The following is a 12,085-nucleotide window of genomic DNA, read 5'->3' on the forward strand; positions in this document are numbered from 1 at the left end:
AAAACCATTTCTTTACCGATTCCTTGCTATTTGTATTCCTTTCAATTCCCTCGAAGGAGAACTTTTTTCCGCTTGTGAATTGAAGAATTTTCCAATTGCCTCTTCCCATAAATGAACATTTAAAATAAAGGCTAAAACGTGCAAAGGGGAGGCGAGCTAAATGCTCAATTTGTTAACGATATTCTTATTGGGCGAATTGCAGATAGGCGATTTGCCTTATAGCTTTGACGCGGCGCCGCAATGAGCCGCCGCGTCACCATCCAAACGCCGGCAGGCGATGCGTTGCAGTTCCGCCAACTGGTAGGCCGCGAATCGCTGAGCCAGTTGTACGCCTTCGACGTCGAGCTGCTCGGCAGCAGCAACGCGGTGGACCCCAAGACCCTGCTGGGCAAGGCGTCCACCGTGGCGGTGGAGACCGAAGGCGGGGTGCGCTACCTGGGCGGCATCGTCACGCGCTTCGGACTGCAGCAGGAAGACGCGCGCCATTCCTTCTACCGTATGAGGCTTCGCCCCTGGCTGTGGCTGGCCACGCGGCGCAGCGACTTCCGCATCTTCCAGGGCAAAAGCGTGCCCGACATCGTGATGGAAGTGCTAGGTCGCTACGACCACCCCATCGAGAAGAAGCTCACGCGCGGCGACTACCGGGTGTGGGACTACTGCGTGCAATACCACGAGAGCGACTTCGACTTCATCTCGCGCCTGTGCGAGCTCGAGGGCATCTACTACCACTTCAGGCACGAGGCGGCGCAGCACGTGCTGGTGTTCGCCGACGACATCGCCAACTCGCACGGCCCGCTGCCTGGCGGCGAGGAAGTGCGCTACCACCCGCTGGAGAAGTCCGGCATGGGCCAGCGCGAGCGCATCTACGCCTGGGAGATCGCCGAGGAAGTGCGCTCCGGCCACCACTACAACGACGACTACGACTTCGAGAAGCCCAAGGCAGAGCTGTCGCACCTGCGCCAGATGCCGCCCGGGCACGACCACGACGGCTACGAGAACTACGAATGGCCCGGCGGCTTCGTTCAGCACGGCGACGGCGAGGCCTATGCGCGCATCCGCAACGAGGAGCAGCTCAGCCAGCGAAGCCGCGTCACCGGGCGCTCCAACCTGCGCGAGATGGCCACCGGCCACACCCTGCGCCTCACGGGGCACCCCAAGGCCGACCAGAACCAGCAGTACCTGCTCGTGGGCGTGAGCTATCACCTGCAGGAGAACCTGCAGGCCAGCGAGGGCGCGGAAGGCACCGAGGGCTCCGTGCAGCGCTTCGCCTTCGAGGCGCAGCCCACCAGCTACGCCTGGCGCCCGCCGCGCACCACGTCCAAGCCGCGCACCCGCGGCCCGCAGACCGCCATGGTGGTGGGGCCGTCGGGCGAGGAGATCTGGACCGACAAGTACGGGCGCATCAAGGTGCAGTTCCACTGGGACCGCCTCGGCCAGGAGAACGAGCATTCGAGCTGCTGGGTGCGCGTGTCCACTGCGTGGGCGGGCGCCACTTTCGGCATGACCAGCGTGCCGCGCATCGGCATGGAGGTGATCGTCGACTTCCTCAATGGCGACCCCGACTACCCGATCGTCACCGGTTGCGTGCACAACGCCGACACCATGCCGTCGTGGGAACTGCCGGGGCAGAAGCACCTGTCGGGCATCAGGAGCCGCGAACTCGGAGGCGGGCGCGGCAACCACCTCGTGCTGGACGACACGCAGGGCAAGATCCAGGCGCAGCTGCGAAGCGACCACCAGGCCAGCCAGCTGAGCGTGGGGCACATCGGGCGCATCGAGGACACGGCCGGGCGCAAGGAGCCGCGAGGGCAGGGGTTTGAGCTGCGCACTGACGGGCATGGCGTTGTCCGTTCGGGCAAGGGGCTGCTGGTGACCACCGAGGCGCGCCCGAATGCCCAGGCACATTCCACAGACATGAGCGAGACGGTCGGCCGTCTCACGCAGGCGCGTGACCTGCACGAGGGCCTGAGCGGCGTGGCGCAGGGCGCACAGGCCCACGATGCCGGCGACCAGGACGAAGTCACCACGAGCCTGAAGGAGCAGAACGACGCCATCAAGGGACAGGGCGGCAACCGCGAGCAGGGCGAGTTCCCAGAGTTCCAGGAAGCGCACATGACCCTGGCCAGTGCCAAGGGGCTGCAGACAGTGGCGCAGGGCTCGACGCACATCGTGAGCAACGAGCACAGCGCGCTCACCAGCGGCGGCCACACGAGCCTGAGCGCGGGCAAGAGCCTGCTGGTGAGCGTGCAGAGCGCGATCCGCATGTTCGCCTCCAAGGCAGGCATGCGGCTCGTGGCGGCCGGCGCCGACATCGACATCAAGGCGCTGAAGGACAGCGTCAACGTGCTGGCCAAGCTCAACATCACGCAGACGGCCAACAAGATCACCATCCACGCGAAGGAAGAGGTGGTGATCAATGGGGGCTCGAGCTACACCCGCTGGAGCTCCGGCGGGATCGAGCACGGCACTTCCGGCATCTGGCGCGAGCACGCTTCGGTGCACAGCCTCGTCGGGCCCGCCAGCCAAGGCAAGCCCGCGCTGCCCAATCCGCCCCAGGTGCCGAAGGGGCAGCTCGACCTGTACCACCAGTACATCAAGCCGACCGGCGAAAAGCGTCAGGGCGTGGCGCAAGGCGACTTCACGGTGGTCGACTCGGAAGGCGGCACGCACGCCGGCACCTTCGACCGCAACGGCTTCGCGACCGTGTCGGGCCTGCCCATCGGCACCGCCAAGGTCACGTTCGGCAAGGATCCGCGCGACCCGTGGGACGAAGGCAGCTACTACGGAACGCCCGAGGACTGGAAGGCGAAAGGGGCGACCGGCGCGGCCGCAGGCGGAGCGGGCGGGGGCGTGTCAGGCATCCCGGGCATCTCTGGCCTCGTGGGCAGCGCCGCCGGACTGGCTGGCTCTGCAGGCGGGGCCGCAGGCGCCCTCGCAGGCGTGGCCGGCATGGGCAGCAAAGCGGCGAGCGCGCTGAACCAGGTCACGCAAGCGGCCGGTGTCGCGCAGCAGGCCGTGGGCGCGGCGCAGGCGATCCAGCATGGCGGTGCCAAGGCGCTGCTCGGCCAGGCGAGCCAGGCGGCGACCGGCATGGCGATCCAGGCGGCGGGCGCCAAGCTCGGCCCGATGGGCGTGCCGATCACCGGCGTGATGAGCGGCGTTGCTTCCGGCGGAATCAAGCCGCCGGGCATCGCCACGGCAGCTGCGAACCCTGCCTCCACGGGCAGAACGCCGGGCTTCGCAGGCTGACCCTGCCCGGCGGCCCCGGGGGCCATCCAACCTGAAACGAGAGCGCGAGAGAAAAAGAAAAATGGCAGAACAGGAAGCGGCATCGAAGCCGCAGGCAACCGAGCGCGAACCCCAGACGGCGGTGGCGCCGCTGAACACGATCGTGAAGGAAGACGTCGCCGCTGCGAGCAAGGCGGTGGACGACTGGCTGCGTTCGTTCAGCGGAGGCTACGTGACGCTGGAGCGCCTGACGATGGTGCTGGGCAGCATCCCGATCGTCGGCAACATCATGGCGCTGGTGGATGTGTTCCTGGACATCATCAATATCGTCGAGAAGAAGGCCAAGGACAGCGTCGATGCGTTCCTGAACTGGGTGAGCCTGGGCATCAACCTGATCGGGCTGATTCCGATCCCGCCGAGCATGGCGGCCGCGCGCATGAGCCTGAGGCCGACGCTGCACCTGGTGAGGCAGGAACTCAAGACGGCGGCCTCCAACCTGGGCGAGGCGATCGTCACCACGCTGGTGGGCCACCTGAACGCCACCATCATGGGCGAGCTGGACAAGTTCATCGACGGTGCGATCGCCAAGCTCGACGGCATCCTCAAGAGCTGCGCGGACCTGGCCGACAAGATCATCGACAACCTGGTGGACGTGATGCGTCGCGTTCTGGGCCAGAAGGACCTGTTTGCGGTGGGCACGCCGGCGTCGCCGGAGACCAAGGTGCACGACCCGAAGACGCAGAGCACGTGGAGCCGGATGTGGGGCACGGCAGTGCGCTACACCAAACAGTCGGCGAACTACGTGGCGAAGGCGGCGGCGAGCCAGTTGCCCGATGGCGTTGCGAGTAGGGTCAACGGTGTGATCGGGCAGATGCTGGACTTCAAGCAGCAGCTGCGTGGGCAGCTCTCGAGGCTGGCGGACAAGGAGTCGCAGGCCAGCATCATGTGGCTGCTGCACAAGCTGCGTGATGCGCTGCTGAAGAGGAAGGGCCAGCGCGCGGCGATCGTGGCTCCGCAGGCGGGTGCTGTGGCGCAGAAGGACAAGCCCGGTGACCAACTGGGGCATATCGGCAAGCAGGCGCCAGCGAACGGACGAGGGTGCGCTCTCAAGAATCGCCCGGCGCCAGCGCGCAAAGGCGGCTCCATCAGTCTCTCGATGGGTGATGAGAGCTTCACTCACACCGACTTCGTTCTCGCAGCGCCGCTGCCGATCGAATGGGCGCGCACCTACGCCAGCGACCTCGACGCCTTCGACCATGGCAGCCTCGGCGCACGCTGGATCACCCCCTACAGCATGCGCGTGGACATCACCCCACGGTGCCTACAAGCCTGCCGGCCAGAAGGCCGACGGCACCATGGACACCGCCGATCCCGGCGTCTGGCATACCTTCAACCCCAAGTCATGAAGAACATCGATCTCAGGTTCGGCGCGAAGCTGGCAGTGATGCTTCCTCTTCTTCTGAACCTCTCAGTCTCTTACGCAACGGAGAACCAAACCATGGACAAGCCCGAAGCTGCACCAGCCTCTTCTTCTTTGCCCCTCTCGGGCGCACAGTCCCATGCACTGACGCAAGCGCAGCGAACCGACCTGGCCGCAAAGGCCGAGGCCGGCGACGCCGAGGCCGGCGACGCCGAGGCCGCGTTCCGTCTCTCGCTGTACTACACCTTCGCGTCTTCGGACGAAGCTCAGCGCATCCGCTGGCTGACGATCGCGGCCAAGGCTGGGCACGTCGTCGCGCAGCACAACCTCGCCTACGACCTCTACATGAGCGGCAAGGACCTCGCCGAGGCCGCGCACTGGGCGGCGGAGTCGGCGAAGAACGGCAATGCGGAGGCGGGCGACCTGCTCAAGGAAATCGAAGCGGCACGCGCGAAGGCCCGGGGCTCGCGTCCGTGAGCAGCGGCCTCGATGGTTCGGGCGTGCCGCTCTTCGAGATCGAGTCGCCGAATCAGCTGGTGCTGAACGCCCCGGTGGTGATCGCGTTGGCTGAGGCCTTCAGGCTGTTCGAGAAGACCGGACAAGACTTGAACAACTTCGAAGTCCGCATCGCCGAGAGGCGAAAAGAGAACGGCGAGGACGAAGACGGAGTCGACTCCGTCGGCATCGCCTTCTCGGCCAGGCTGCCGCCGGGGCAGAAGGGACTCGGCAACGCCAGCAGGTTGGGGCGGTCGATCATGTACATCGCTTCCAGGACCACGGGCGAAATACTTCGTGAGCGGGGAAGCAGATAGTGGCCTTGGCGCTGGGACTGTTTCAAAAGATGCCGCAGCCGGCCGAGCTGCGGCTTTCGATTTTGCAAGGGAGAAAAGAATGAACGAAATCATCGAAGCCGATGGCCTGGCGGCCAAGGCGATTGCCGTGGCCTGGGAGGATGGAAAGTCTCGGCTCGCATGGAAAGCGTCGAACAAGTCGCCGCAAGGCCATCGCGGTGCCTTGCCGGGCCTGGCGGAACCCCGATTGCTGATCGACAAGTTCAGCGGCCGAGTCCTTCAGAAGCATCTGTCTCGCTGAAGAGCCGACCAACCGAGGGGCATCGAGTGTCTTCCCAAATCATCATCCTCGCCCACGACATGTGGCGCAAAGGCGCAGGCGGTGCTCCCGCCGGACTGGTCGGTCAGGCCGACAGCTTTGCCTACGCCGGGCTCGACCTGGGCCTTGCGCAGTTCGCCGCGACGACCTTCGCAGGCACGAGCTTCACGGCCACGAGCTTCAGGCAGGCGGGCTGGAGCGGCTGCCAGTTCACGGGCTGCAGCTTCAGCCAGTGCGACTTCAGCAGCATCTCGATCACCGGGTGCACCTTCGTCAACTGCAGCTTCACGCGCGCGAACTTCGACGGCGCGAGCATCGGAAGCAGCACCTTCAGGCAGTGCCAGTGGGACGACATCAGCTTCGCTGGCGGCAGCTGGAATGACGTCGGCGTTCTGGACTGCAGCGGCACCGTGGTGCACGCGCAGGGGCTGCAGGGACGCAGCGTTGACTTCACGGGCAGCACCTTCGAACAGCTCGAGTTCCAGGGCGCCAACATCAACTGAGCCCTCACCGGCACCTCATCACTTCATCGATTCCATGTTCATGAAAAACATCAAGACCATCCTTGTCGCCACTGTCTTCCTGGGCGCCGCTTCTCTATGTGCTGCGCAAGCGGAAACGAAAACCACACTGACCAAGCTGCACCAGAGTTACGAGAAGCAGGGCCGTCGTGCGCTGGGCATGCCGGAATACGGCAAGCGCGTGCAGTTCCAGGCGGTGGTCATCGAAGCGTCCGATTCCTTCGGTGGCACTTCGCTGATCCGCGCCGCCGATGTGCGCGGCAGCCAGGAGTTGGCGCGCCTGACACCTGCGGACGACGCGCAGAGCCAGAAGATGGGCGAGATGCGCAGCGGTGCGAAGTTCACCGCGAGCTGCGAGGTCGGCTTCGCGATGGGGTCGGCATTTCTCACGATGAAGGACTGCGTGATCCAGCCTTGAAGAGCATGGATTCACAGCACTGACAAGACATCAGCCAGAGGCAGGGAGAGAAGATGGCAGAAAGCGAAGGCTCGCAACAGCAAGGCCAGAAACCGGCGGAGAGGGAACCGCAGGCAGCAGTAGCGCCGCTGAACACGATCGTGAAGGAGGACATCGCCGCGGCGAGCAAGGCGGTGGACGACTGGCTGCGTTCGTTCAGCGGAGGCTACGTGACGCTGGAGCGCCTGACGATGGTGCTGGGCAGCATCCCGATCGTCGGGAACATCATGGCGCTGGTGGATGTGTTCCTGGACATCATCAACATCGTCGACAAGAAGGCCAAGGACAGCGTCGATGCATTCCTGAACTGGGTGAGCCTGGGCATCAACCTGATCGGGCTGATCCCGGCGCCGCCGAACATGGCGGCGGCGCGCATGAGCCTGAGGCCGACGCTGCACCTGGTGAGGCAGGAACTGAAGACGGCGGCGTCGAACCTGGGCGAGGCCATCGTCACGACGCTGGTAGGGCACCTGAACGCCACCATCATGGGGGAGCTGGACAAGTTCATCGACGGTGCGATCGCCAAGCTCGACGGCATCCTGAAGGGTTGCGCAGACCTGGCGGACAAGATCATCGACAACCTGGTGGACATCCTGCGTCGGGTGCTGGGGCAGAAGGACCTGTTCACGGTGGGTACGCCCGGGGCGGAAACGAAGGTGCACGACCCGAAGACGCAGAGCACGTGGAGCCGGATGTGGGGCACGGCGGTGCGCTACTCGAAGCAGTCGGCGAACTACGTGGCGAAGGCGGCGGCGAGCCAGTTGCCCGATGGTGTTGCCGGCCGGGTCAACGGCGTGATCACGCAGATGCTGGATTTCAAGCGGCTGCTGCGCGGGCAGCTGTCGAGGCTGGCGGACAAGGAGGCAGAGGGCAGCGTCATGTGGCTGCTGCACAAGCTGCGGGATGCGCTGCTGCGCAAGAGGGGCAAGCATGGAGCGATCATTGCGCCGAATGCCGGCGCGAAGGCTGAGAAGGACAAGGACGGCCATCAGCTCGAGCGCGTCACCAAGCAGGCTCCGGCGGAGGCGACCGCAGGCTGCAAGAACTGCCCTGCGCCGGCGCGCAAGGGCGCGTCCATCAGCCTGAGTACCGGCAACGAGAGCTTCACCCACACTGACTTCGTGCTGGCAGCGCCTTTGCCGATCGAATGGGCACGCACTTACGCCAGCGACCTCGATGCATTCGATGGGGGCAGCCTCGGTGCACGCTGGATCACTCCGTACAGCATGCGGGTAGACGTTGCAACGCCCGTGCGCGGCGCGCGCCGAGGCAAGGCGAGCCTGGTCCATCACGCCGCCGACGGCCGCAGCCATGCGTATCCGGTGCTGGCCGCGGGCCAGAGCTACTTCGACGCGATCGAGGAAGTCCGTGTCTCGCGCCTGAGCGAGAGCCTGCTGGTGCTGGACTTCGGCAAGCCGTTGCCCGCTGGCGAGCAGAGCGAGTGGCGCGAGATCTATGAGTACGTCGACAGCAAGCAGCCCCACTTCCGCCTTGTCGCCCAGCAGGCGAGGGACGGCATGTCCATCGGGCTGCGCTACGACCACGTCGTTTCGGCAACGGGCGAGCGCGTGCTCAGCGACGTCATCAGCAAGCATGGCGAAGCCGTCATGGCGCACGTGGGCACGAAGCCCGATGCGCAGACCGGTCTCATACAGTCGCTGTGGGAGCTCAAGGACGGCCAGATCGTGCGGCAATTGGCCGCCTACACGCACGACGCGCAGCGCGACCTCGTTGCCGCCCAGGACGAGGACGGCGCGAGCTGGAGCTACACCTACAGCCACCACCTCGTGACCCGCTACACCGACCGCACCGGCCGGGGCATGAACCTCGAATACGACGGCACCGGTCCCGATGCCAAGGCCGTGCGCGAGTGGTCCGACGACGGCAGCTTCGCGCTGAAACTGGAGTGCGACAGGAACATCCGCCTGACCTACGTGACCGATGCGCTGGGCGGGGAGACCTGGCACTACTACGACATCGAGGGCTACACCTACCGGATCATTCATCCTGACAAGCTGCAGGAGTGGTTCTTCCGCGATGACGCGAAGAATGTCACCCGCCATGTGCACACCGACGGCACGACGGATGACTACACATACGACGCCGACGGCAATCTGCAGACGCACACGCGTGCGGACGGCAGCCGGGTGCACTACGAATACGACGGGCTGCACCGGCTCACGGGCATCCGCGATGCGGAGGGCGGCGTGTGGAAGCGCGACTACGACGCGCAGGGCCATCTCACGGAAGAGATCGATCCGTTGGGCCACAAGACCGGGTATGCCTACGACAAGGCTGGAAGGCCCGTGCGCATCACCGATGCGAAGGGCGGCGTGAAGACGCTCGCCTACTCCGCATCGGGGCAACTGCTCAGCTACACCGACTGCTCCGCAAAGACCAGCCGCTGGGAATACGACGAACGAGGCCGGCTCACCGAGGCCACCGACGCCGCCGGCAACGCGACCGGATATCGCTACGCTGCCGGCCAGCTCGAGGAAATCGTGCTGCCCGACCAGACGAGCGAGCAGTTCGAGCACGACGCCGAAGGCAGGCTGCTGAAGCACACCGACGCGCTCGGGCGCGCCACGCGCTACAGCTACACGCGCGCCGGCCTGATCGCCGGCCGCACCGACGCCGCGGGCCGCTCGCTCAAGTACCACTGGGACCTGCTGGGCCGCCTGACAGAACTGCACAACGAGAACGGCAGCCGCTACGACTTCCGCTACGACCCCGTGGGCCGCCTGCTGGAAGAAACCGGCTTCGACCGCAAGGCCACGCAGTACGTCCACGAAGAGACCACAGGCGTGCTCGCCGAAGTGGTGGAGGCGGGCCACCGCACCGAGCTCGAATTCGATCCGCTGGGCCGCCTGAGCGAACGCCGCGCCGGCGGGCAGTCCGAACGCTTCGCCTACGACTGCAACGGCCGCCTGCTCGAGGCGACCAACAGCGACGCGCGCCTGCAATGGTTCTACGACCCGGCCGGCAACCTGACGCGCGAGCATCACCACTACCTGGAGCGCAAGCGCACGGCAGTCTGGCAGCACCGCTACGACGAACTCAACCAGCGCATCGCCACCGTGCGGCCCGACGGGCACGTCACCCAGTGGCTGACCTACGGCTCCGGCCATGTGCACGGCTTGCTGATCGACGGGCAAGACATCCTGGGCTTCGAGCGAGACGACCTGCACCGCGAGGTTGCGCGCGAGCAGGGCAATGGGCTGAGCCAGCGTCAGAAGTACGACCCTGCGGGGCGGTTGCTCGAACAGCAGATCTCGCGCACCAGGCCCGGCGCGATCGAATCGACCACCGGCATCCAGCGCCGCTACAGCTACGACAAGGCTGGCCAGTTGATTGGCATCGGCGACAGCCGCCGAGGCAACCTGAGCTACCGCTACGACCCGGTGGGCCGCCTGCTCGAAGCCAACAGCCGAGTAGGGCGCGAGACGTTTGCATTCGACCCGGCAGGCAACATCGTCGACCCGCCGGCGACCAACGACCCGCTCAGGCACCCAGCCAACAAGTTGCTGGACAACCTGCTGAAGAACTACGCCGGCACCAGCTACCGCTACGACGAACGCGGCAACATGACCGAGCGGGTGCGCAACGGCTGGCGCATCGTCTTCGCATGGGACGGCTTCAACCGCATGACGGCGGCGATCGACCAGAGCGGCATCACCACCACCTTCAGCTACGACGCACTGGGACGGCGCCTCTCCAAGAGTTCAGGCGAGACCACGACGCTGTTCGGTTGGGACGGCGACGTGCTCGCCTTCGAGAGTACGCAGAGCAAGTCAGCGATAGAGGAGAGCGGCGAGCACGGTTGGAGCGTGCACTACATCCACGAGGCGAACTCGTTCGTGCCGCTGGTGCAGGTGCGCCGGGCAAGCGCGATGGCGCTGAGCGAGACGACGGATGCGAGAGCGCTGATGGAGGCCAACGGCGGCGTCTATGACATCGAGCAGGATCCGTTGTGGAACGGCGAGCAGAGGCAAGTGCCGCGGGCGTTCGACAGGAAGGAGATGGCGTTCTACCAGTGCGATCACCTGGGCACGCCGCAGGAGTTGACGGACCATGAAGGCAGCGTTGCCTGGTCGGCGCAGTACAAGGCGTGGGGGGAGGCGCGGGAGGCGATCAGCGAGGCTGGGAGAAGGGCGGGGTTCAGGAATCCGATTCGGTTTCAGGGGCAGTATTGGGATGAGGAGACGGGGCTTCACTACAACCGGTATCGATATTACGACCCGTGCAGCGGGAGATTTGCTTCCAGCGACCCGATCGCATTGGCGGGTGGGACTAACTTGCATGCCTATGCGTCGAATGCCGTCGAATGGATTGATCCTCTAGGTCTATCATTTAGCGGAAAAAATCCTGCACAGCGACTAGCAGATAAAGCCCAATCATTGAATGCGGAGAAGCGGCCAAATACTGTGGCGGTGATAAGGACCTCAGATGGCCGGGTCATTGTCGGTAGAAATCAGGGTGGTGTTCAGAACAAGGAAGTTCAGGATGCTCTTGCGGAAATTCCTCCAAATCAATTCAATGGGGAGTGCGCCGAAGTTAATGCAATCTCTCGTGCTCTTAATAAGGGGATTGATTTAACAGGGGCAACAATTTCAGTTGCTAATGTCCGTGGGCGAAATAGTCTATCTGGAATTCATGGAAGTAATAAGCCGCCTTGCTGTGTGTGCAATCCTCTTGTAAAAATATTCGGGCTAAAGGTTGAAAGGTGATTTATGAGTAAGACGGGTTTGTACGATTTGTCTGCGGCTGAAAAGCAAATTTATGCTGCGAATTGCTTGGAGGTGTTTGTGCGGCATTTTAAAATTGAGGATGCCTCAGTTGAGACGCTGCTGGCCCATTTGAAAAGAGCTGGCGAGTCGGATTTTGGAAAGTGGGAGCGGGAAGGGGCAATTTTGCCGTTGAATGGGCGCGGAGATGCAAGGCCTTTGGGGTTGGAAGAAAAGGTGCCCATGGATATTCAGCAGGATTTTTTCAAACTGATTGATTTTGTGGTTGAGGTTGGCATTGTTGATTCGTATGGAGAAAATTCAATGTTGCCGTTGAATTTTCTGGATGGTGCTGTTGAGATTTTACGAATTCATGGAGTGTTGCCTCCGAAGCTGGATTATTGAGATTTATTGAAGATATTTTTAAGGGCCGTGCCGCTCGTTTTGGGGTGAATTAGTTCGCGTCGCTGGTGCAGGTGCGCCAGGCAAGCGCGATGGCGCGGAGTGAGATGACCGACGCAAAGGCGTTCATGACGGCCAACGGTGGCATCTACCATGTTGAGCAAGGCGTGAGGAGAGGCGCGGGAGGCGATCAGCGAGGCGGGGCGACGGACAGGCATCGCAA

General features: G+C 64.0%; 8 protein-coding genes. All 8 read left to right on the forward strand.

Features of this window, described 5'->3' with window-relative positions; genetic code table 11:
- The first annotated feature begins 240 nt into the window (after nucleotides 1-240).
- The 8 genes from ACWV14_RS12635 to ACWV14_RS12670 all read left to right on the forward strand — a co-directional run bounded on the left by ACWV14_RS12635 (nucleotide 241) and on the right by ACWV14_RS12670 (nucleotide 11,865).
- The gene (locus ACWV14_RS12635; RefSeq protein WP_454908924.1) at nucleotides 241-3,249 is read left to right on the forward strand and encodes a type VI secretion system Vgr family protein; all 3,009 of its coding nucleotides are present in this window, start codon (nucleotides 241-243) and stop codon (nucleotides 3,247-3,249) included.
- 61 nt (nucleotides 3,250-3,310) lie between these two features.
- The gene (locus ACWV14_RS12640) at nucleotides 3,311-5,125 is read left to right on the forward strand and encodes a DUF6531 domain-containing protein (RefSeq protein ID WP_454908925.1); all 1,815 of its coding nucleotides are present in this window, start codon (nucleotides 3,311-3,313) and stop codon (nucleotides 5,123-5,125) included.
- Nucleotides 5,122-5,460 carry a hypothetical protein gene (locus tag ACWV14_RS12645; RefSeq protein WP_454908926.1) on the forward strand — a complete coding sequence of 113 codons (339 nt, stop codon included), beginning with the start codon at nucleotides 5,122-5,124 and terminating at the stop codon, nucleotides 5,458-5,460. The genes ACWV14_RS12640 and ACWV14_RS12645 overlap by 4 nt, the downstream gene beginning before the upstream one ends.
- 79 nt (nucleotides 5,461-5,539) lie before the next feature.
- Nucleotides 5,540-5,740: a hypothetical protein gene (locus ACWV14_RS12650; RefSeq protein WP_454908927.1), complete on the forward strand. Its 201-nt coding sequence runs from the start codon at nucleotides 5,540-5,542 to the stop codon at nucleotides 5,738-5,740.
- A 26-nt stretch (nucleotides 5,741-5,766) separates the two neighbouring features.
- Nucleotides 5,767-6,261, forward strand: coding sequence for a pentapeptide repeat-containing protein (locus tag ACWV14_RS12655; protein WP_454908928.1), 495 nt, complete (start codon nucleotides 5,767-5,769; stop codon nucleotides 6,259-6,261).
- A 40-nt stretch (nucleotides 6,262-6,301) separates the two neighbouring features.
- A complete protein-coding gene (locus tag ACWV14_RS12660; protein WP_454908929.1) occupies nucleotides 6,302-6,697 on the forward strand; it encodes a hypothetical protein in 396 nt (131 codons plus the stop codon).
- Nucleotides 6,698-6,750: 53 nt separating this feature from the next.
- Nucleotides 6,751-11,463, forward strand: coding sequence for an RHS repeat-associated core domain-containing protein (locus ACWV14_RS12665; protein ID WP_454908930.1), 4,713 nt, complete (start codon nucleotides 6,751-6,753; stop codon nucleotides 11,461-11,463).
- Nucleotides 11,464-11,481: 18 nt separating this feature from the next.
- Nucleotides 11,482-11,865 (forward strand): hypothetical protein, encoded by a 384-nt coding sequence (locus ACWV14_RS12670; RefSeq protein WP_455240240.1) that lies wholly within the window; start codon nucleotides 11,482-11,484, stop codon nucleotides 11,863-11,865.
- Nucleotides 11,866-12,085: the final 220 nt, after the last annotated feature.

Source organism: Variovorax durovernensis (assembly GCF_977011995.1).

Bases quoted from the DNA above. Each gene is read 5' to 3' on its own strand.
- ACWV14_RS12635 (WP_454908924.1), top strand. From the start codon at position 241: ATGAGCCGCCGCGTCACCATCCAAACGCCGGCAGGCGATGCGTTGCAG.
- ACWV14_RS12640 (WP_454908925.1), top strand. From the start codon at position 3,311: ATGGCAGAACAGGAAGCGGCATCGAAGCCGCAGGCAACCGAGCGCGAA.
- ACWV14_RS12650 (WP_454908927.1), top strand. From the start codon at position 5,540: ATGAACGAAATCATCGAAGCCGATGGCCTGGCGGCCAAGGCGATTGCC.
- ACWV14_RS12660 (WP_454908929.1), top strand. From the start codon at position 6,302: ATGAAAAACATCAAGACCATCCTTGTCGCCACTGTCTTCCTGGGCGCC.
- ACWV14_RS12665 (WP_454908930.1), top strand. From the start codon at position 6,751: ATGGCAGAAAGCGAAGGCTCGCAACAGCAAGGCCAGAAACCGGCGGAG.